The following is a 22,653-nucleotide window of genomic DNA, read 5'->3' as shown; positions in this document are numbered from 1 at the left end:
GATCAAGAGGGTTGGTCACGCTTCCACTGCTCCAACGCAGCCCTTGCAGCTCGAATCTCCTTCTGTTCTTGCTTGCTACTTGGCGCACGCAGTTTGTTGTACCCACCCAGCAACAGAACGATCTTATCGCCGTGAAAAGTGCAGTAGACACGGATCAATACGCGTTTCTTCCACCAACGTTTTGGCACCCGATCAGCTGCTCCCGAGGGCCCATGCTCGCGAAGAATTGTGTCGATGCTTCTTCTTATTCGAAGTTCAAACAGCCCCCTACCAAGGCTTTTGCCCCATTCGCTTTCACAGATGCGAATCCCCAGCGGCGCTAAGACATACTGGACTGCTGCGTCCGTGACTGCTCGTTCCACTTCATCCAGGCGTTTGTAAAAACGATGAAAGTTTCCACCATCGAAAACCTCGACACGCCAAAGTTGATCAGACAATATACCCCCTTGTCCCCCGAAATGCGCTCTAGCTTAACGCCTATAAGAGCCTCTAACCACCATCATCTACTTCCCCGCGTAGTACCTGCCCATAAACTCGTCTCGGAACGCCTCGTACTCCCCGGCATCGATGGCGTGGCGGATGTTGTCCACCAGGCGGATCATGAACTCCAGGTTGTGCATGGTGCACAGCGTGCCCGCCAGGAACTCCTTGGCCTTGAGCAGGTGGTGGATGTAGGCGCGCGAGTAGTTCTCGGAGACGTAGCCACCGAACTCCTCATCGACGCCGGAGAAGTCCCGCTTGAACCGGGCGTTCATCAGGTTCATGCGCCCATCTAGCGTATAGACGCCACCGCGGCGACCAAGCCGCGTCGGCGCGACGCAGTCGAACGTGTCGGCGCCGGCTTCGACGGCGGTGAAAATGTCGTCCGGCTCGGAGATGCCCAGCAGGTGGCGCGGCTTGTCCACGGGCAGCTCATCGGTGACCCAGCCGACGATGGTGCCCAGGTTTTCCTTCTCCAGGGCGCCGCCGATGCCGAAGCCGCCGAAGCCGCGTCGGCCGGCCTCGCGCGCCTCCCTGTCGAGGTCGAGCAGTCCGCGGGTGGCGTGGCGTCGTAAATCTTCGTACTGGGCGCCCTGCACCACGCCCCACAGTGACTGCTTCGGGCGGTGCGTGCGCGCCTCGGTGAGGCGGTGGTGCTCGTCGAGGCAGCGCTTCGCCCAGCGGTGGGTGCGCTCCACGGAACGCTCCTGGTAGTCGCGGGTATCCACGAGGGTGGTGAGCTCGTCGAAGGCGAACATGATGTCGGCGCCGAGCTGGTGTTGGATCTGCATGCTCACCTCGGGGGTGAAGCGGTGCTTGGAACCGTCGATGACAGACTTGAAGTCGACGCCGTCTTCGTCGACCATCGCCATGCGCTTACGCTTCTCGGCCCGGATGTCTTTGTCGGTGAGCCCGGCGGTGTCCATGGCCAGGACCTTCTTGAAGCCGACGCCCAGGCTCATCACCTGGAAGCCACCCGAGTCCGTGTAGGTCGGGCCGTCCCAGTTTTCGAAGGCGGCGACGCCCCCGGCCTCGTCCACGATGTCGGGACCCGGCTGAAGGTACAGGTGGTAGGCGTTGGACAGGATCGCCTGCGCACCGGTCTGGTGGATCTGCTCCGGGGTGAGCGTCTTCACCGTGGCCTTCGTGGCCACCGGGATGAACGCGGGGGTCTGGATCGGGCCGTGCGGCGTATGGATCACACCCGTGCGCCCATGCTTGCCCGGCGCGTCATACAGGGTGGTGTTCAGGTCGAAGGAAAGGTCGTCGGTCATGCGTGCTCCAGTGATTCGGGGTGGAATTCGGCTTCGAGTTCGGTGCCCTCCACGTCAACTTCCGGCAGCACCTTGTCCAGCCACTTCGGCATCCACCAGGTGGAACGGCCCAGGATGAACATCGTAGCGGGGACGAGCGCCATGCGGACGAAGAAGGCGTCGAAAAATACGGCGGCGCCGAGCGTAAAGCCAAAGATTTGTATGAATGGCAACGGCTGGTCGATGAACGCCACGAACACCGCAATCATGATGACTGCTGCGGCCGTGACCACGCGCGCGCCCTGCACGAAGCCCTCGACGGTGGACTCGCGCACCGCCTTGATTTCCGCCTCCGGGTCGCCGGCGCGGCGCAACTTCAGGTAGCGCTCGCGGATACGGGTGACAAGGAAGACCTGGTAGTCCATGGCCAGGCCGAACGTGACGCCGATCAGGAAGATCGGCATAAATGACAGGATCGGGCCGGGAGTGTTCACAAGTCCGCCCCAGCCGAGCTGGAACAGGCCCACCGTCATACCGAACGCCGCACCGACCGACAGCAGGAAGCCCAGGCCCGCCACCACCGGCACCAGGATGGAGCGGAACACCAGGATCAGCAGGATGATCGCCAGCCCAACCACAATCGCCAGGTAGAGCGGCATCGCGTCGCCCAGCTCCTCAGTAATGTCCATCTGCACCGCAGTGAGACCCGTCAGGCCTATCGACGTCCCCGTCGCATCCTCCACCTGGACATTGTTCGCACGCAGCGCATGCGCCACCTCCAGCGTGTATTCCTCTTCCGGACCGCCCTTCGGGGTGGCCAGGATCCGGGCCGCCGTCAGGTCCTCATTCGCGCCGACGAGCTGCGCGTGCTCGATCCCGTTGACGCTGTTGGCCTCCTGCACCGCGTACATAAACGACGCCAGCGCCGCCTTCTGCGCGCGCCCGCCGGCTTCGTCCGGCATCATCGCCATGTACGGCTGCAGCATCTCCGCGTCCGGGTTGACGGAGGTGGCGTCGACAACCAGGAGGAACGGCGCGTTGACCCCCGGGCCGAAGCCCTCCGCCATCAGGTCCGCCGACTTACGCTGCGTGGTGTCCAGGTTCGACGTCGTATCCGACGGCAGCGCCATCTCCAGCTGCAGCAACGGCGACGCCAGCGCACCCAGCCCCAGCACGACGACCGTCATCACCACCACCGGGAACCTGCGCACCACGTTCACCCAGGACCGGCCCACCGACTTCGCCGACAAGTCGCGGCCAGGCCGCTTACCCGGGCCAGGGTTGCCCGCGAACCACGGCAGCTTCCCACCAAACGAGCGATCACCCCACACCCCCAGCAGCGCCGGGAGCAGCGTTAACGCCACAAGCACCGCGATGAGCACCGTCAGCGCCGCCGCCAGGCCCATCCACGTCAAAAACTCAATACCTGCCAAGGAGAGCGCCACCAGCGCTGTGAACACCGTCGCCCCCGCGAACACCACCGAGGACCCAGCCGTGCCCACCGCCAGGCCCGCCGCCTCCGGCGCGTCCAGCGTCTGCCGCTCCTGCCTGTACCGCGACAGGATGAACAGCGCGTAGTCAATACCGACAGCCAGGCCGATCATCACCGCCAGCACCGGCGTGACCTCGTTGAGCTCCACCCAATGCGTCGTGATCAGCACCGCCAGCACACCAATGCCCACCCCCACAACAGCGCTCACAATCGGCATTGTCGACGCCACCAAGGACCCAAACGTCACAATCAGCACCACAAACGCCACCGCGAGCCCCACCATCTCCGACGTCGTCTTAATCTGAATCGGATCGCCGAACCCGGCACCACCGGCTTCAACCTGCAGGCCAGCCTCCCGGCCGATCTCCAGTGCCTCATTCACCACGGCGCGCTCTTCCTCCGACACCGTCATCGAAGACTCCGCGCCAAACTCGAACGTGGTGTACCCAATCCGGCCATCGTCCGACACCATCCGCAGGTAATAGGCGTCCTGCTTCGCCTGCTCCTCAGGCAGGCCCATCTGCGTCATCTGCCCGACGATCATCTCCCCCAGCTCCCGGTTCACATGCACCGGGTTGCCAAACCTGTCCGTCCCCGTCAGCCCCTCCAGGTGCTCCTCGATGTAGCCGACCGTCGCGTCCATCCCCGCCATGAACTCCGGCTCATCTAATCGACGCCCCTCCGGCGCCGCAAACACCAAATTCACCCCAGGCGCCGTCGCCACGTTCCCTTCACCCGGGAAGTGCCGCTCCATGTCCTCGAGTGCTTCGATGCCGGGCGTACCCGAAATCGGAAACTCCGACGTAAACGGCTTCATCAGCGAAAACGCCCCCGCCGCCGTGGCGCCGAGCAGCAACAGCCACGCCACGATCACCTTCCACTTATGCAGAAATGACCAGCGCCCAAGCCGAAACAGCATCTTCGCCACGGTGTTTACGTCCTCACTGTCGCTTCTCGATTCTGACTGCCACCAAACCGTGGCACACTACCAGGCCATCTTATAGGCGAAACCTTGCTGGACTCGATTTCCCTTCATACCCAGGTCACCGGTTTGACCAAGCGAAATTGTTCCCCGCTGCACCAAATTCCATCGCCAGACTTAGACAACCTGGGGAAACGCACCGACCCCTCCTCAAAATCCGGGAATGTGGTGCACATACAAAGGAGCGAGTGCCAAAAGACGCAACGCAATAATTCTAGCCCTTTTTTGGCCTGCGGGAATACAAATGCTCGTTTTGCGAATTGCGTCCTTTGGCACTCGCGCACTCGGGGCCCCCAAAAACCAAAACAACGCACCCCAGGCGAACCCAGGGTGCGTTGTTTTTAATTGGCGGTAGCGGCGGGATTTGAACCCGCGGAGGTTTTACCCTCACTCGCTTTCGAGGCGAGTACCTTCGGCCGCTCGGACACGCTACCGCAAACCAGATTAACGGTTATTGCCCGAGCAACCAAATCAAGGCGTGGACTAGTCGTTCAGCTTGTCCTCGACCTTGGCGGCAACTTCGTTTGCCTTGTCCTTGACGGAGTCGGCTGCCTCGTTGACCTTGTCCTTTGCGTCGCCAATGAGCTGGTTTGCCTTGCCTTCGTTCTCGAGGGACTTGTCGTCGGAAAGCTTGCCAGCTGCTTCCTTAGCGGTGCCCTTCAGCTTGTCTGCTGCTCCTTCAAAAGCCATGAGATTGCTCCTTTTCGTTTCGTATTTAAGCTAACGGTTCCCCATGGTAGCCACTTTGGCAGGACGGCGCTGTAACAATTCGGTTAAGTATTAGCGCAGGCCCCGGAAAAAGTCGGCGAGGAGGGCGGCGTTTTCGGGCTCCATGATCCCGCCGCGGACTTGGATTTGGTGGAGATGGTGAGGGTCGCGGAGGGCATCAAGCAGGGAGCCGACGGCGCCGGTTTTGGGCTCGAAGGCGCCGAAGATGAGCGAGTCGATGCGGGCGCCGAGCAGGGCCCCGGCACACATGGTGCAGGGTTCCAAGGTGACGACGAGCTCGCAACCGTCAAGGCGCCAGGTCCCGAGGGTGCGCGCGGCGTCCCGGATCGCTTCGACTTCGGCGTGGGCGGTGGGGTCTTGGCGTTGTTCGCGCCGGTTGACGCCGCGGCCGATCACCTCGCCGCCAGCGTCGAAGACGAGGGCGCCGACGGGCACGTCGCCGGGCGGGGTCGTGGCTGCGAGGTCGAGCGCTTGTTGCATGCGGGCGGTGGCGCGCCGCTGCCAGCTTGAGCAGGCCAACGTTACCGCAGTGCTTCGTGAAGTTCGTCGGCGAAGCCGAGGGCGTCGGCGATGTCGTCGATGAGGTCGGCGGGTTCTTCGTCGGCGTCGAGAAGGAGGCTGAGGCGTTCTTCGGTGAGGCCGAGGTCGGCGAGGATGTCGAAGTCGCCGTCGGCCCAGCTGTCGGTGTCGTCGAGGTCATCGGGGTCGATGTCGGGGATGTCGCAGCCGGCTTCCTCGAGGGCGTCGGCGGCGTAGTCGTCGTCGACGGCGATGGGGGCGTCGCTTAGCAAAATGCGTGCCCTGTTTGGGCCTGGGCGCAGCACCACAACGTACTCATTTTCGACGTTGAGCAGCGCAAACGTGGGTCCTTCGCTGCGGAGGCGGCGTACTGCGGCGATGGTGTCTTCCAGCGAGTCGAAGTTGTCGTTGTAGCGGTGCACGGACCATGCGCCATCGTGCTGGGCGACTGTCACTGCGTACCCGTCTGGAAATTCCTGTGCCATGTCTCACGACATTAGCCTGCACGCAGTGAATTTGTCACTAGAATGTGAAACCGTGACTGCCTCTTTCCTACATTCTTCGCGCCACCTGCCTCCTGTCTGCATTGTTGGGCTGGGGTTGATCGGTGGCTCCATCATTCGCGACCTCACCGCGGCTGGCCACGATGCGTTCGGCTACACGCACTCGAATGCGGGCACGAGGGCTGCGCAAAAAGATGGTTTCGACGTCACCAACGACCTCGAGGCCGCACTGCAGAAGGCAGAGGCGCAGCAGGCCCTGATCGTGATCGCGGTACCGATGGATGCCGTGGCGACCGTCCTTGACGCCATCGCGGAGCACGCCCCGAGCTGCGGCATCACCGACGTGGTGAGCGTGAAGCAGCCCGTGTACGACCTCGTGCTGGAGCGCGGTCTTGAGGAGCGCTACGTTGGCGGGCACCCAATGGCCGGCACCGAGTTTTCCGGCTGGTCGGCGTCCCAAGAGGGGCTGTTCCAGCGCGCGGCGTGGGTGGTGACGTATGACTACGCGGAGAGCGTCGACAAGGTGCCGCAGACGTGGGCGAGCCTGTTCGCTGACGTGTGCAACCTGGTCGCGGTGACGGGCGCTGAGGCCGTGCCGGTGTCAGTGAAGCGCCACGACGAGGCAGTGGCCCGCGTGTCCCACCTTCCGCATGTGATCGCGGAGGCCCTGTCGGTGGTCGGGGATCGCGGCGGCACCCTGGCGCAGTCGCTTGCGGCTGGCTCATTCAAGGGCGCCACGCGCGTCGCGGGCACGGACCCGTCGCTGGTCCGCAACATGTGCGAAACCAACGCGGAGAGCCTCGTCAGCATCATCGACGAGTTCACCGAACTTCTTGCCGACGCCCGCTCCGCCCTCTCCGCCGACGCTCCTTCCATGAAGCGCCTCGCCGAGAACGGCCACCGGGCGCACACCCGTATGCTGGCGCGTTCGGGCGCGCGACGTGAGTCGGTGTCACCGGTGAAGATTTCTTCGCGCCCTGTGATGCGCCTGCACCCGGGCGCGCCAGGCTGGGTGAAGCAGCTGCGCCAGATCGAGTCTCTGGGCGGACGCGTCGAGGTGTTCTAACTCGCGTTTGCTGGGTACGGCAAAGGCCCGAGGGGATCACTCCCTTCGGGCCTTTCCTATGTGTTGCTTACGCGCCTTGTGCGCCTTATGCGTCGCGGCGACGTCCCATGAAGACGTACGCGCCACCAATCAGGAACAGCACGATGCCGAGCGTGATCACGCCGGACATCGGGGTACCGGTATCGGCGAGGTCCCCGCTGCGGGTCGACGTGGTCGTCGAGGAGGACTTGCTGGAGCTGCGCTTGCTGGTGCTCTTCGCCGTGGAGCGCGTGCCAGCGGTGCTGCGGGACGTTGCGCTGGTGGTGCGGCCGGTGGACACGGTGCCGGAGCTCTTGGAGTTGGAGAATGTCGACGTCGACTTCGTCGTGGTGGACTTCGACTTCGAACCTGCCGCACCCGCGCCTGCGAGGGCACCGAACGCGCCGAGCAGCGGCTTGACTTCCTTGAACACCTCGAGGATTTCCTGCGGCTTGGACATCGTGCTCGTTGCACGGGTGTCCTTGTCCAGGGTGATTTCCTTGACCAGGTCATCCTTCTTGATCTGGATGGACTTGTTCTTGTAGCCTTCCGGTGCCTCTACGAGGCGGACAGTGAAGCTCTTGTCGTTGAGCTCTGCTGGCAGGGTGGTAGACAGGTAGCCGTCGGCGTCGGTTGCGCCTTCGAGTTCGAGGTTGTCCAGGCTCGGGACGACCAGGCGTGCGCCCTCGACCGGCTTCTTCTTTTCACCAGTGCCGACGTAGATCTCGACCTCGAGCGTGCGCTGCTCGGTGGCCTCTGGCGTCGGAGTTGAGGACGGCTTCTCATTGTTGTTGGCCGGAGGCTGCTGCTTGTCCGCATCCTTGTTCGTCGGCTCAGTAGGCTTCGCAGCTTCAGCGTCAGACTTCGTCGGTTCGGACGGCTTCTTATCCGCCTGCTCCGCAGTATTGTCAGACTTCGGGGCCTCCGCATCGGCCTTCGTCTTGTCCGAAGCCGGCGTCTCCGCGTCCTTTTCCTCACCCGCGTGCTTGATGGCGGTGAATCCGAACTTCTTATCGGCGCCGAGCACCTCACTGAGCGTGTCGTCTCCGTCCTGGGAGAACGTGGCCACGAGCTCGTCACCAGGGCCGATCTTGAGCTGCGTCGGCTTGAACTCGACGGTGTTGCCGTCCTTGTCGCCCGCAACGAAGACGTCGGTGTCCTTGGTCACTGCGTAGGCAACCTCACCCAGACGGTCGATGCCCTCGGTCTTCACACCACGCGCCACCTTCAGCGTGGTCACGCTGAGCTTGTCGGTGTCGGTGTTCAGGGTCCACAGCGCTGGCTTGCCGTCGAGGGTTTCAGCGTATGCGTGCAGGTACTCCCCCTTCGGGTCGACCTTCTTGGAGGCCGTGCCCCACGCACCGGGTGCCTTGAAGTCCTTCGGCTTGCTGAAGGTATCCACCGACACCTTGTGCTCGGTGAACACCGGGGTGGAGGCCGTGCTCAGCTTGTCCAGGTCGATGGCGTAGTAGCTGTCGCCGTCCTTAGCCAGCTCCTCCGACACAATCAGGCGACCATGAGAGGTAATGGTTGCCGTGGTGATGTCGGTTGGAAGTGCGCCGTGCTCGACGCGTGCAGCCCCAAGATCCTCGACGTTGCCCGTCGCCGGGTCGATCTTCAGCAGGTGGTTCTCCTGCGGCGCGGTGGACAGCGCGTAGACGCTGCCGTCGGTTGGGTGCCCCGCCACCGCCGTGTACGTCCACGCACCGGACTCGAGCTCTACACCGCTCGTACCAGTGCCCGGCTTATCACTTGTCGACGCCTTCTTCGCCTTCGCTGGCGTCGTCGCCACTGCTGGCGCACCCGCGACGGACGGAGAAACGCTCACGGTTGGGGTGGCGCTGGCGCTCGGCGTCACGCTGGAGGAAGCAATGCTCGAAGGAGCGGTTGCTGTCGTGGTGACGGGCGCCTGGGTGGGCGTCTCGGTCGTGGTGTCAGCGTTCGCTGCCACTGGGACGAGTGTGAATGTCCCGGCGAGTGCGGACGCCATCGCCAAGCGGCCGTAGTAACCGGCGGTCTTCGAAAATTTCATTGTTCCCTCTCGTATAGGTTGCGGGGCTGCAAACCCAGTAATCCACCATTCAATGTACAAAACGATGTGGTACTTCTCAAGCAGCAACCCGCCACCATTTTCGTGGTGGCGGGTTGATTTTCGCTCGTCCTTAGCGCTTTGGACTAAGAGACCTTTTCCTTGCTAGGGGTCTGCTCTTTCTTGCTGGAGCTTTCTCCCTTGCTGGAGCCGTCAGCACCAGCTTCGCAGGCTGCGTAAGCAAGGCCCACCGCGATGGCACCGACCGCGACCAGGATGATGGCCAGCACTGCCGGACCCGCTGCTGGGTGCAGCTGCTCAAGCTGGCGGCTGATCTGGTTCATCCACGCCGGACGCTCGATTGCGAGCTGCGGCATCGCCTGGTTGAACTGCTTGACCACGGCGTTGAACTGATCCTCGTAGATGACCAGGCTGCCCGCCATCGCGCCGACCAGCAGGCCGAGCGGGATGAGGTACATCGCCGGGTTCGAGGCAGAGGAGGTCTCCGTGATGCAGCGCCCAAGGGAGCTGCCTTCCTTCGGAACTTCCGCCTTCACCAGCTGGATGCTGAGGTCCGTCGGCTGTTCTGCTTCGACCTCGAACAGCTTGGTGGTGATCTTCCCACCCTGTGCTGCCTTCTCGGTCGGGATGCCGTACTCGCCAGCGATCTTCATGACGTCCTCGGACGGGTTGGTCACGCGCAACTTGTACTTGCCTGGCGTGACGTTGCCGTAGGCAAACTTTCCGTTACCGTCGACGGTTGCGCTCAGGGAGGTCTTGTTGTCCTCCGAGATGAGCTCAACCTTCGCCTCCGTGAGCAGGCCAGCCGGCAGGCCGCTGAGCACACCATCGATGTAGCCCTTCGGGGTCTTGCCCTCAGACACAATCACGTGTGCGTTACCCCACGAGTTCTTGTTCGGGGTAACCGTCAGGATTGACGGTGGGTCCTCCTCGTAGATGCCCTTCTCTTCCTCAATACCTGGGCTACGACGAGGCTGGTCAAGGTCGGCCTTCACCAGTGCCTTGTTGTGGTGACGGGTGCCTGGCTTCAGCGGCGGTAGCGCAGCGGTGAGGAAGACGCGCTCGCCTGGCAGCAGGGTGCGGTTCCAGTCGCTCGGCAGGTCGATTTCCATCGGCTTGCAGTCGTTGGAATCGTCTTCACTCGTGCCTTCCTTCCACTCGCAGACCTCGTCCGTCAGGGTGACGTTGTACATCGGTGCGGCGCCACGGTTCATGATCTCGTAGGTGAAGTACATGTCTTCATCCACATCGAGGGACACTGGCTTGTTCTTATCCACACCGAACCGTGCGTTGACCTTCTTCTCCACAGAGGCAGAACCAATTCTTGCCACTGCGTTATCAGGTGTCGACGCCACCATCTGCCCCTTGCTGCCCGTACCGCGGGCCGTCGCGATGTTGTTCACAACGGACATGTCCTTCTGCGGCGGAATCTTCGCGGAGGCAAACACGTGCTCGCCCGGCTCCAACGTGCGATTCTCTGGCTTCTCCCAGCCCTCAGGCCAGGTGATCTTGGCATCTCCCAGGAATGGGTCATCCAGGGTGATGTTCTTGATGATCTCGTCGGTCTCGTTGGTGATCACGAAGCCGTAGATCAGGTCCCAGTCCTCAGGGAGGATCGGGGCACTGTCCATATCGTCGGCGTCGTACCCGCGGACACGCTTGCTCAGCTTGAGCTGCTTCTCCGTCAGGTGGACGCCCGGGATTGCAACGTCCTGGCCAGGCTTGACCGGAACGTACATTGGGTCGACGTTCTGGATACCCTGCGGGGTGAACACCTCGATGGTGGAGGTACCCGGCAGCGCCTTGTCAAAGACGAACTTGCCGTCCTTGTCGGTCGCGACCGCGCTGGTCTCACCACGCGGGTCGGTCGCGGTCACGATGACGCCCTCGACTGGGTTGCCGGAGCCGTCGTCAACAACACCTTCGACGTTGCTTCGCGGTGCCTTGATGCTGACGAGGCCAAGCTCAATCGCCTTGTCCTCAGTAACAGTGACCTTCTTCGGCCAGCCCTTCGGCTTTGGCCAGCCATCTGGGACGTCGAGCTCAATGGTGTACTCACCTGGCTCAAGGCGATCCGTGGTGAAGTAGCCGTCCTTGCCAATCTTCACCGCTGGAAGTGTCTCGATAGGCTTGCCGTCCTCGTCAAGGCGTGGACTGCCGTCCTTATTCTTTGCGGTGCCCTTGATGCGAACCGTGCCGCCCTTGATTGGGTAGTTGCCGTCATCAAGGAGCCAGCCGCTGATCGTGCCTGGTGCTGCACCTGGCTTCGGGTTCGGCGTCGGCTTGCGCTCGAGGTAGACCCGCAAGTCGTCGTTCGTCTTGCCAGCCTCAACAACGACACGCTCGTAACGTGGCGTATTGAAGCCCTCCGGTGCCTCCACCTGGACGACGTACTCGCCCGGCTCGAGACCGGAAGCGGTGAAGATACCGGAATCGTTCGTGGTGACCTGCGTAGATCCGCCACCGAGGCGGAGGATGTTCACCTTCGCGCCAGCAATCTGCTCGACTGGCTTGCCCTCGCTCACGCCGAGCACGTTGCCCTGCAGGGTACCCGTGGTCGGGGTGTTCTCAACTGGGATCCTCTCCAGTTTGATGTCCTGGGCATAGTTGTCCAGGCCCGTCTCGATGACAACGGTGATGTCCGCGCGCTCGAGGTAGCCCTCCGGCTGCGCGATCTTCAACTGGTAGTTACCGGTTGGGATGCCGTTGCGACGGAACGAACCGTCAGCGTTAATAGCCACCGGGTAGCGTCCAGCGTCGCCAACAAGAACCAGGCCGGTCTGCGGCAGCGGAGCATTCGTCGCCTTGTCGTAGACACCACCGATGAAGTTACCGGTTTCGGCCTCCACCTCGCTCTTCTTCAGCGTGATGGTCGGGACGACACGCTCCTTACCGGCGTCGATCTTGACCGGGATGTTGTCCACCGGTTCGTAGCCAACAGGCTGGGTCACCTTGAGACTGTAGGAGCCTGCTGGGATGGTGGCGTCGTCAAATGTGCCGTCTTCGGCGACCTTGACGTCGATGGTGTTGCCCTTGCCGGAGGTCGGCTCGAGCGAGATACCAACGTTCGCAACCGGTTCACCGGCCTCGTCCTCAACGTTGCCCTTGATGGTGCCCTTCGTCGGCTTCGTCTCGAGGGTGATGTCAAGAGCCGTTTCCTCGGCAGGCTTCACCGTGGCGGTCAGACCGCGAACCGACTTGAACTTCTCCGGCTGCACAACGTCAACCGTGTAATCGCCCACCGGGACCTTGGTGAAGGAGAACGTGCCGTCTTCGGCAGATTCAGATTCGATCGGCTGCTGGCCTGCGCGCTGCAGCTTGATCTTGACCTTGCCAACAGGCTCGCCGTTCTCGTCACGGACAGTGCCTGCAACGTCGCCGATCTCGGCGATGAATTTAATCACGCCCAAGTCAGCTTCCTTGCCTGGGTAGACCGTCAGTGGCGGAACGCTTACGCGCTTGTAGTTGTCCGGGGACTTGACCTCAACATCGTACGTACCTGCTGGCAGCTCTGGCACGGCAATGTTGCCTTCGTTGTTGAATTCCAGATCGATTGGATCGCCGGACTCCGGTACCAGTCGGATCTCGGCGCCATCGACAACCTTGTTGTTCGAGAATTCGACCTTGCCCTTCATGCTGCCTGGCTTGCGCTGCAAGGAGACCTGGACAGGATCCGTACCCTGGCCAAGCACGACCTCGAAGCTTTCGCTCTCACCAGCGAGGTGGGTGTCAGTCTCCTCGACCTTCACCGTGTAGGTACCCGGCTCCATCTTGTCGAATGCAAAGCTACCGGACTTATCGGTGGTCTGGGTCTTTACTACCTCACCGTTCTGGATCAACTGTGCTTCGACGCCTTCGATGGCATTGCCGCCATCGTCAAGCACGGAGCCGTTGAGGCGCTTAAGGTCTCGGGTGACCTCGATGGTGATCTCTTTCTGATCACCTGGCAGCAGACCGTTCACGGTGAGGTTGTTACCGGTGTACTCGCTAGTCTTCGGGACCTCAAAGGTTGCGTTGCCTTCGCTGAGGCCCTCGACGACGAACTTGCCGTCCTTGTCAGTCGTGACTTCTTGCGTGCCTTCGTTCGTCACCTTGACGGTGGCGCCAGCAACTGGCTGCTTGTTTTCGTCGACGACGGTACCGATCACCGTCGCGGACTCGTTGGTCACCCTGACGAATTCCTTGTTATCAGCTGCTGTGGTGCCAGGCTTGATGGTGACGCCGGACTTCGATCCACCCTTGTGGCGATCCGTTGGCTCAACCTCAATCGTGTAAGTACCTGGGCGCAGCTCGTTGAACTCGACCTTGCCGTTCACGTCACCGGTGCCCTTGGTCTCTGCACCGTTTTCATCAATCAGCTTGATGACTGGTGACGCGATAGCACGGCTCTTCTCATCCATGACGTGGACCGTCATGGATGCATCTTTACGACGCAGCTTCACATCGCGAACGACGTTGCCCGCTGCATCGACCTTGAGTTCAATAGCCTGGGCCTCGTCGTATGCTGCAGAGTCTTCAATGGTGACCTTGTAGGTACCGACTGGAACCTTATCGAAAGCGACCTTGCCGTTTGCGGTGGTCAAGTCCTTGTTGATTTGCGTCTTGTAAGCGTCAGACTGCGTGCCCTTAAGCCGTACCTTCACACCGTTTACTGGCTGCCCTGCATCGTCAGTGACGTTAATCGTGACGGTGCCCGGGTTACGGGTGACGATGTAGTTAGCGCGGCCACCTGCAGCCCACCTCACGGTGACCTTACCCTGCGTCGAACCATGAGTGTCGTTTGCCTCAACCTGGACGATGTACTCACCAGCAGGCAGGTTGCCCGAGGTGTACACGCCGCGCTCGCCTTCGGTCCAGGTAGTGTCAACGTCCTTGAGAGTCAGCTTTGCGCCACTGACTAGCTCGCCGGCCTCATTACGGACGGTCGCGACAATTGGAGCGCGATTTTCCTTGAGGTCAAACTCAACCTTTGCAGCCTCTCCAGGCTTGACGGTGACAGACTTGGTCGTCTCGTCGAAGCGGCCATCACCCGAGTTTCGGACCGTGACCTCGTACTTACCTGGCAGCAGCTTCGCGGAACCGGTATTTGCAAAGGAGAACTTACCGCTCGAGTCAACGCCACCGAAGTCGATGTACGCGCCGTTCTGGCCCTTTGCTTCCACCGAGACACCACCCGAAGCAGGCTTCCCGTCGATGCGGACGGTGCCTTCAATGCGGGAGGTTGCTCGGTCGACCTTGATGTCTTCGACAGTCTTCCTCTCCGCTGCCTTGAGCGCGGAGAACTTCTGCGAGGCCTCTGCGTAGGTGCCGTCACCTGCGGCAGCAACGGTTACCGAGTCAGTACCAGCCGCGACCCTGTTAAAGGTGTAGTAGCCGTTCCAGTTCGTACGAACCGTCTCATTGCCAACTCGAACTTCGGCATTCACCACTGGCTTGCCATCGTCGTAGATGACGCGACCGTTGATCTCGCCTGGGTTCTTCTTCAGCGTGATCTCCTGGACTTGCATGCCATTCTTGGGATCAATCGTGACGGTTCGAGGAGCATTCTCGAACGTGTACTTGTCGCCCAGGTCGCCCTTCGGAGAAGTCAGCTTGAGATCGTAGGTGCCTGGGTACAGCACCTGCTGGACAAAGCCGTTCTTATCAGTGACGCCCTTACGTCCTTCAGCCCCGTTTGCCTTCTTATGGTTCGGGCTCGGAGCGACTTCCCACGTCACGCCCGCAGCGCCCTCTTCACCGCCGAGGAACTGGAGAAGGAGTTCCTTCGTCATAAAGTTCGGCTTCAGCGGGTCAGGAAGATCGTAGGTTTTGCCGCCTTCAGTCTTATTGACAGGCACTGACGTATTCAGTTCGTAGGTGTAGTTATCAATTGCATCGACCTTGACCTGAACTGTCGCAGTGGGCTTCACGCCTGCAACAACGAACTGGCCGCGACCGTCCGTCTTCACGCTCTTGCCGTTTACAGAGACCGTGGCACCAGAAATTGGCTTATCGAACTGGTCAAGCACCACGCCCTGGTAGGAAGCCAGCGTCTTGGACACTGTGGCGCGCACAATCTTAGTTTCGCCTGGAAGCACGAACTCATAACCGCTGCCTACGACCTTTCCGTTCCGGTCGATCAGCTGGACGGATACCTCACCTGGGTTGACAACACCGAGGTCGTATCCTGCTTGATTCTTGTATGGGTAGTCACCCCAAGTCTGATTGTTGTATTTCAGGCGAATCTTTCCGCCATCAAAGTTCTCGTTGCTTGGGACCTGGATCTCTACCTTCGCGCGGGCCTCTTTCAACGTTGGTCGGAAGTCAACTCCGTCGATCGTACGGTTACTAATATTCACCGTTCGTGAAACGGTATTGATGTAGTCACCAGAGAGCTGGAAGCGGTAGCTTCCATTGTCCAGACCCTGAATCTTGTAATCCCCAGAGTCCAGGAGAGATACCTTCCGGACCTCGCGTTTGTTTTGGTCAAACACTGTGAGGGTAAGCCCCTGCGCAGCATTGAACGAGTAACCAGACGGCAGGTAAACCCTACCGCTTACCTCCTTGCGCTGCAGGTAGAACCTGATTTCACTTGGCCGGTTCCCTGGGATATTGAACGACTGTGCTGATGTAGGGAAGTACTCATCCGAGCCGCTGTACCAAATTTGGTAGTCGCCGTAGCTTCCGGTTAGTTCAGTCGACGACCAATTCCCATGGTCAATTGAAGCTCCGTTACTCGGGCCAAGGTCGGTACGTTTGATCTGCAGGCTACCTCCCGTGTTCCACAGCGGGTAGCCATGACGATCGTGCATATGGACCAAAACGGTCCCCTTGCGCTCCTCAAGTTTGATATTGAGGTAGGACTGCTGGTCAGCACTGATTGTAACGCTACCGCTTGACGTTGAAGTCTTATCGTTCAGGCGAGCTTCCCAGCCGTACGTCCCAGCATTCAACTTCTCGCTCGTGAACCAACCATCACGCCCAACATTAACCTTCTTGCCATCAATCTTCAGGTCAACTTCGGAGGCTGAGTAGCCGTTCGGCACCTGTACATAACCCCCGACCCAGCCAGGCTTGGGCGCTTGAGGCGCGACTGGTTCATGCTCGAACCGTGGTGCAGAGGCCTGGCCAAAACGGAAGTTCGTAATCGAATTCACATCTTGAACAGACAGAATATCGAGACGCTCTTCGCCAAAACGAATATTGCACGGCGAAGCATCCGAGCACTTCGATGAAAGATCCAGTTCGAATGCATCGCCATTGGAGGTCATCGGGAAATCAAACTCGCCCAAGTCCCTCTTAACCGTATTTCCCTGCATAATCCGGACACGTACCTTACCTACAGGCACGATTGGCTTTTTATCGATAAGGGTTGGGTAAATCCGGAATTTTCCCGAAACGGGGATATTGAAGTAATACCCATCAGGAGCATAGAAACGCCACGCGATCTTATTGCCTATCCTGACTTGCTGCGATTTCAGGTTGCTCAGTGAATCCGCCGCCTCCGCCGACGGCAGCGCCACCTCGGCGGCGTGGTCGCTCACAGCCGGGACGGCCATCCCACCGATAGCTAAAGAAAAAGCGGTCGCCGTAGCTATGGCCGCTTTGCGAATGCTGGAAAACAGCCCGCGTCCGGACTTACCGTTTCCGGTCATTGTGGTCTCCTGATTCGTAAGTTATTGAGAGAAATTCGAAGCCTAGGAGCGAGCGCACAGACTTCTCCTAAGTAATCTGTACAAATATACGTCGTTTACCACCGTCAACTCAAGCTAAGAGCTACATATACGCAGCGCAAGAATCGCAAATCCCCTCTTCGCACCGCTTCAATTATCGACGCCCCCTCCGACCTGCGCCCTTAGTCCAAATCAATGAGGCACCCCCAACACACACACCGGGCAAACCTTGCAAAAAGCTGAGAGCAGCGGGTCCCCCTTTTTGTTTCCCCAGTTCACTGATGGCCAATGAGGAAATGAGTGCCAAGAGACGCAATCCGAGAAAACGTGACCAATATACACGCAGGTCAGAAAAGGCCTAGATTTCAAGGGGCCCGTCTTTTGGCACCGCCTCAAAGAATAAAGCAGAAACCCCAGCCCACACACGGTGGACTGGGGTTCTATTTGGTGCGCCCGGAGGGATTCGAACCCCCAACCTTCTGATCCGTAGTCAGATGCTCTATCCGTTGAGCCACGGGCGCGGTGTTTTGCTGCCTTGTAAGCAACGAAAGAGACTCTACACCGAAACTGCGAGTGCAGCAAAACGCCTGTTAGATGCCCAGAACCGCCTTCGCAATAAAGAAGTAGATAATCAGACCGGTGGCGTCACAGAACGTAGAGATAAACGGGTTAGAGAACACGGCTGGGTCGGCGCCAATGGTCTTAGCGATGATTGGCATCACACCGCCCACGGTTGCGGCCATCGTGCAGACCAGCAGCAGCGTCAACCCAATGACAATGCCCACTGACTGCCCGAACACCAGCCCTGCCAGCACAAACCCCAACGTACCGAGCACCGCGCCGAGCAGCATACCCACCCGCATTTCGCGCCACGCCACCTTAGCCACGTCGCGGTTACGGACGTCATTGAGCGCGAGCGCGCGGGTCACGGTGGTGGCAGCCTGGTTGCCGGTGTTACCGCCGGTACCCGTCAGCAGCGGGATAAATAAGGACAACACGACGGCCTTCTCCAGCGTGTCCTCGAAGATACCGAGCACCTGCACGGTCAGAATCGCGGAGACCGCAAGCACCAGCAGCCACACGATACGGCTCTTGACCAAGGCCTGCACGGGCGTCGAGAGGTACGGGCGCTTCAGGGACTCGGACGCACCCAGGCGGGCTGTGTCCTCGCTGTCTGCTTCCTCGACGATGTCGTGAGCCTCGTCGTATGTGAATATGCCCACCAGGTGGTGCTCATTATCGACGACCGGCAACGCCAGCAGGTTCGACGCCAGGAACCAGCGCGCGGTGTCCTCTGCCTCGTCGGAGGCGTAGGCGTACTGCGCTTCCCGCATGACCTCGGAAACGGGTTGGTTGGCGTTGGATTGGAAGAGGCGTCGTAAAGAAACGATGCCTACGAGCGTGCGGTGCGCATCCGTGACGGGGACGGTGTAGATCGTCTCCAGACTGTCGACGTTCTCGCGGAGATTATCGACGACCTCCTTGACCGTCATCTCTGGCGTGACCAGCGGCACCTCCGGCGACATGGTGCGGCCGACGGTGCCCTTCTCGTAGCCAAGGACGACGTTGGTAACGCGCTGGTCGTCCTCGTCGAGCTCGTGCATGAGGCGGGCGGCGACCTCGGGAGGAAGCTCGTCGAGGAGGGCCACGCGGTCCTCGGCGCCGAGGGCGTCGAAGAAGCCGACGACGGCTTCGTCTCCAAGTGCGGTGACCATGTCTGCCTGGTGCGCCGGGTCCAGCACGTCGAAGACGACCGCAGAGCGCTCCGGCGACAGCAGGCGCAGAATCTTCGCACCGTTCGTGACATCGGTGCGCTCAATCATCGCGATGATGTCCTTGAGGCGGACGTGCTTCAGCTGCTCCTGAAGCTCCGAGAGCTCCTCAATTTCAGGATCGTGGTCCTCTAGCCGACGCTCGAGCTCGTAGAGCTGCTCGGGGTCATTGATCTTCATCTCCACATCCTTTCACCTCACCGCGATTGGCCAAGTCAAGCATTGCAAGCGTAGCCGCACTTACCCCCGGAGGTGGAATAGCGCACCTTTTTGTTCAGCGAACTACCTGCATGTTTTGCCTATCCCTTTACGTTCCTCGCCTTGGGCGGGGGTGAGAATGTTAAGTTTTACTGGACAGAAACGATATCAATCTGTGACATACCTGTGCTGCAGGTCCAGTGCAGCGTTTCCGCTCTTGAGCAAAGGACAAGTTTATGGCATACAGCACGCGCACAAAGCGCATCTCTATCGCCGCCGGTGCGCTTTCGATCGCGCTGGTCGCCCCATTCGTCAGCGTCTCGACGTCCGACCTCCCCGCAGCCCACGCCCAGACAGTGGCGACGCAGGCATCCGACTTCGACACGCCCGAAGAGGTCAACTTCTGGGACGCCAAAACGCGCCAGCTCAAAGACCTCGCCCTAAACCCTGGCGACAAGGTAGAGACCTATTACAGCTGGACGACGATCGGCACGTACCGCTGGAAAGTCACCGTCGACGACCTCGGCGTCCTGACCGTCGGGCGCCCGAGCGACGGCTTGGCGTTCAGCAGCAAGGTCGGAAAGACCGTCGAGATCCCGATCAAGGTCAACCCAACCTCCGGCGAGCCCTACGAGGCCACGCTGAAGATCACCGTCAAGGATGAGAAGCCAGCGGAGGAGACCACCACGCCGGAGACGACCTCGGCAGAAACCACCACGCCGGAAACCACCACGGCTGAGTCCGGGGCACCGTCTGAGTCCTCCGAACCGGAGACACCAGCCGAGTCGGAGGGGCCGTCGACAAGCGAGGAAGCCCCAGCCCCTGAGGCGCCGAAGTTTGACTTCGATAAGACCTACGAGGCCGAGAACTTCTGGAACAAAGAAACCGTGCCCGTGCCGGACGCCAAGCTCGAGCCCGGCGACAAGATCGCGTCGACCTACTGGGACAGCACCACGCGCTGGCCGGTGACCGTCGATACGGAGGGCAACCTGACCATCGGGAAGCCGTGGAACAAGATCACCTTCAACAACGCCATCAAGGCTGGTAGCGCGGATATTCCGGTCACCATCACGCCGAAGAAAGGCGAGCCGTACTCCGGCACCCTGAAGGTCAAGCTCACCGACACCATGCCTCCCGCCGAGTGGGAAGGCGACCTGCCGGACTTCAGCAAGATCTACTCAGTCGACTTCGAGAAGCAGCGCGTGAAGCCGGTTCCGGGCCTCACCCTGCCGGAGAACGTCACGATTGAGCGCAGCGGCGCGAAGTACCCGCTCTGGTCCTTCACCAACCTCAACGGTGAAGTACAGGTCAACGCACCTGCCACCTTCACCCCGGGTGTGTTCGACCTGCCAGTCAAAATTAGCGACGGCACCTCCACCGTCGAGCGCACCATCCGCATCAACGCCACCAACCCGCAGACCACTGGTGGGGAAATCGCGAAGGGTGTCGGCGGCGTTCTCGGCCCAATCCTGGGTGGCCTGATCGGCGGCGGCACCGGTGGCATCGGCGGCGCTATCGGTAACTTGCTCGGCGGCCTCCTCGGCGGCGGTGGCTCCGGCGGCTCTGGCGAGGACGGCAAGGGCGGCTCGGGCGGCGGGCTGCTCGGCAGCCTGAAGGGCGCGCTCGAGGGCATCGTCAAGGTTGAAGACGGCGCGATCCGCATCGAAAACAACGGCAACAACAACGGCCATGTCACCGTCACCGGCAACGCGAACCCGACCGTCAACATCTCCGACAACGGTTCCAACAACGGTAACCCGCAGGTCAGCGTCGTTGTCACGGATAACGCCAAGGTCCACGACAACGGCAACGTCACCATCACGGGCAACGCGAACCCGACCGTGAACATTTCCGACAACGGCAACAACAACGGCAACCCGAACGTTGTTGTGACCAACAACGCGAACCCGACGGTCAACATCACCGATAACGCGAACAACAACGCGTCGAACAACGGCAACCCGGACATCAAGATCTCGGATAACGCCAAGGCGTCCGTTGTTGTGACCAACAACGCGAACCCGACCGTCAACGTCTCCGATAACGCGTCGAACAACGGCAACCCGAACGTTGTTGTGACCAACAACGCGAACCCAACCGTGAACGTTTCGGATAACGCCAACAACAACGGCAACCCAGACGTGAAGATCTCTGACAACGCTAAGGCGACCGTCGTGGTCACCAACAACGCCAACCCGACCGTCAACGTTTCGGACAACGGCAACAACAACGGCAACCCGGACATCAAGGTCTCCGACAACGCCAACCCGAACGTGCAGGGCATCCCGCTCAGCTCCGGCGGCGGCTCCTCCAAGCGCGGCGGCCAAGGCGACAAAGGCCAGGGCCAGGGCGCTGGCAATGGCGGCTCCTCGAACCTGAACGCGCGCGTCGGCGCCGAGGGCGGCATCTCCGACCCACGCTGCATCGCGACCCTGGTCGGCCTCGGCCTTCCGCTGCTGGCTGCAATCCCGGTTGCGCTGTCGAACCAGCTCGGTATCCAGATTGCGGGCGTCGATAAGAACTCGGTTAACCGCGCACTCCGCGACACCGCCCGCTCCCTCAACGTCGACGCAAACACGCTGACCGCGGTCGGTGGCGGCCTGGTCGGTGTCGTGGTAACCCTGCTGGCGATCGCCGGCTTGCGCAGCTGCATCCCGAACGTCAAGGACATCGACATCACCGTCGGCAGCTCGGGCAACCAGGGCCAGCAGCCGACCGACTCGGTGACCACCACCGCGCCAGTCGTCCCCACCACCCCAGCGAAGTAAGGGCGCCGGGCGCTACTCGAACACTGTCTGGTTCGAAATGCGCCCCAACCCCTCAACCTCAATCGTGACGACGTCCCCGTCGCCCACATAACGCTTCGGGTCGCGCGCGTGCCCAACCCCGCCCGGCGTACCAGTCAAGATGGTGTCGCCGGGGTTCAGCGGGTAAATGTGCGAAATGTACTCAATCAGAAACTCCGGTGTAAACACCAGGTCAGACGTCGAATCGTTCTGCACCACCTCGCCGTTGAGGCGCGTCGTGAGCTGCCCCGCCCCCGCCCACTCATCGCGAGTGGTCAGCCACGGCCCGAACCCCGCCGACTTCTCCAGAGACTTGCCCTGGTGCCACTGCAGCGTGGAGTACTGGTAGTCGCGCATCGTGTAATCATTGGCCACCGCGTAGCCCGCGATGCAATCAGCCGCGTCCGCCTCTACTACTCGACGCGCCCTCTTCCCAATCACAACCGCCAACTCCCCCTCCCAATCCAGGGCTCCCCTGGCCCATTCGGGAACGTTCACATCGTCATAGGGGCCGGTGAGGGCGTCAGCAAACTTAATGAACAGCGTCGGAACCTTCGGCAGCTCACGACCCATTTCCTTGATGTGGTTCGCGTAGTTCAGACCGACACAAATGACCTTGCCCGGGCGAGGCACAACTGGCGCGAGATCCTTGTCCTGGAAGGTGACCTGCTCCCCGTCTGCCGCGGCAAGCTCCTGCCAGTTTTCTTGGGCGAGGAGCTCGCCGACATCACGGAAGCCAAGCTTGACTGCGGTCGTTTCCCCGGTGCGGCGCGCGGCGGTCGTGGTTCCGCCGGGTTGGCGAAGTGTCATCAGTTGCATAGTGCGATTCCTTTCGGTGCGTGTGTGTACGCACGACGCTACCGGCCCGCATATGCGCGCGCACCAGATTCGCCAATTCGCGACGACGGCGCTCGGCGTTTTCCCTGTTCGCTGATGGGCTGGGAGGGAATTTGGTGTCCCTCCCAGCCGATTGAGTGCCAAGGGACGCAATTCGAAAAATCCGCCCGGGCATATGAGCAGGTCACCAAAGGGCTAGGCAATAATGGTTGCGTCCATTGGCACTGAGACACTGGCACAAGCAACAACCCCAGCCCACACGCGGTGGACTGGGGTTTGATCTGGTGCGCCCGGAGGGATTCGAACCCCCAACCTT

12 protein-coding genes and 2 tRNA genes are annotated in these 22,653 nt (G+C 60.9%); 2 read left to right on the top strand and 12 right to left on the bottom strand.

What is annotated here, in order from left to right:
* Positions 1-2: 2 nt before the first annotated feature.
* The 7 genes from HMPREF3170_RS11470 to HMPREF3170_RS01345 all read right to left on the bottom strand — a co-directional run bounded on the left by HMPREF3170_RS11470 (position 3) and on the right by HMPREF3170_RS01345 (position 5,940).
* Entirely contained in the window at positions 3-437 is a 435-nt protein-coding gene (locus HMPREF3170_RS11470) for a type II toxin-antitoxin system RelE/ParE family toxin (RefSeq protein ID WP_141742150.1), read from the bottom strand.
* A gap of 66 nt (positions 438-503) precedes the next feature.
* Complete coding sequence (tgt, locus tag HMPREF3170_RS01370) at positions 504-1,754, bottom strand: tRNA guanosine(34) transglycosylase Tgt (protein WP_070477262.1); 1,251 nt, start codon at positions 1,752-1,754, stop codon at positions 504-506.
* Entirely contained in the window at positions 1,751-4,153 is a 2,403-nt protein-coding gene (locus HMPREF3170_RS01365) for an MMPL family transporter (protein ID WP_070477260.1), read from the bottom strand. Before HMPREF3170_RS01365 ends, tgt begins: the two co-directional genes overlap by 4 nt.
* Positions 4,154-4,553: 400 nt before the next feature.
* Positions 4,554-4,641, bottom strand: a tRNA-Ser gene (locus HMPREF3170_RS01360).
* Between the two features lie 49 nt (positions 4,642-4,690).
* On the bottom strand, positions 4,691-4,897 hold the full coding sequence (locus tag HMPREF3170_RS01355) for a CsbD family protein (RefSeq protein WP_070363288.1): 207 nt from the start codon (positions 4,895-4,897) through the stop codon (positions 4,691-4,693).
* Positions 4,898-4,987: 90 nt separating this feature from the next.
* Positions 4,988-5,416: a nucleoside deaminase gene (locus tag HMPREF3170_RS01350; RefSeq protein WP_070477258.1), complete on the bottom strand. Its 429-nt coding sequence runs from the start codon at positions 5,414-5,416 to the stop codon at positions 4,988-4,990.
* 41 nt (positions 5,417-5,457) lie between these two features.
* On the bottom strand, positions 5,458-5,940 hold the full coding sequence (locus tag HMPREF3170_RS01345) for a tRNA adenosine deaminase-associated protein (RefSeq protein WP_070477256.1): 483 nt from the start codon (positions 5,938-5,940) through the stop codon (positions 5,458-5,460).
* A gap of 52 nt (positions 5,941-5,992) precedes the next feature.
* Between HMPREF3170_RS01345 and HMPREF3170_RS01340 the strand changes: the two genes are divergently transcribed.
* A complete protein-coding gene (locus HMPREF3170_RS01340; protein WP_246814881.1) occupies positions 5,993-7,024 on the top strand; it encodes a prephenate dehydrogenase in 1,032 nt (343 codons plus the stop codon).
* Positions 7,025-7,109: 85 nt separating this feature from the next.
* Here the strand turns inward: HMPREF3170_RS01340 and HMPREF3170_RS01335 are convergent, their stop codons facing one another.
* The 4 genes from HMPREF3170_RS01335 to mgtE all read right to left on the bottom strand — a co-directional run bounded on the left by HMPREF3170_RS01335 (position 7,110) and on the right by mgtE (position 18,696).
* Positions 7,110-9,074 carry a hypothetical protein gene (locus HMPREF3170_RS01335; protein WP_070477254.1) on the bottom strand — a complete coding sequence of 655 codons (1,965 nt, stop codon included), beginning with the start codon at positions 9,072-9,074 and terminating at the stop codon, positions 7,110-7,112.
* 143 nt (positions 9,075-9,217) lie between these two features.
* Entirely contained in the window at positions 9,218-16,726 is a 7,509-nt protein-coding gene (locus HMPREF3170_RS01330; RefSeq protein ID WP_070477252.1) for a carboxypeptidase regulatory-like domain-containing protein, read from the bottom strand.
* Positions 16,727-17,189: 463 nt separating this feature from the next.
* Positions 17,190-17,265: transfer RNA gene (locus HMPREF3170_RS01325), tRNA-Arg, on the bottom strand.
* A 69-nt stretch (positions 17,266-17,334) separates the two neighbouring features.
* A complete protein-coding gene (gene mgtE, locus HMPREF3170_RS01320) occupies positions 17,335-18,696 on the bottom strand; it encodes a magnesium transporter (RefSeq protein ID WP_070477250.1) in 1,362 nt (453 codons plus the stop codon).
* Positions 18,697-18,950: 254 nt separating this feature from the next.
* On the opposite strand from mgtE, the gene HMPREF3170_RS01315 reads away from it, so the two are divergent.
* Positions 18,951-21,482 (top strand): hypothetical protein, encoded by a 2,532-nt coding sequence (locus HMPREF3170_RS01315; protein ID WP_070477248.1) that lies wholly within the window; start codon positions 18,951-18,953, stop codon positions 21,480-21,482.
* Between the two features lie 12 nt (positions 21,483-21,494).
* On the opposite strand, the gene HMPREF3170_RS01310 is transcribed toward HMPREF3170_RS01315, so the two are convergent.
* A complete protein-coding gene (locus HMPREF3170_RS01310) occupies positions 21,495-22,319 on the bottom strand; it encodes a fumarylacetoacetate hydrolase family protein (protein WP_070477246.1) in 825 nt (274 codons plus the stop codon).
* Positions 22,320-22,653: the final 334 nt, after the last annotated feature.

This window comes from Corynebacterium sp. HMSC08D02, assembly GCF_001807505.1.
GTDB lineage: Bacteria > Actinomycetota > Actinomycetes > Mycobacteriales > Mycobacteriaceae > Corynebacterium > Corynebacterium pseudogenitalium.
The sequence above is the reverse complement of the archived record's forward strand: the minus strand, read 5'-3'. Positions and strand labels throughout refer to the sequence as shown.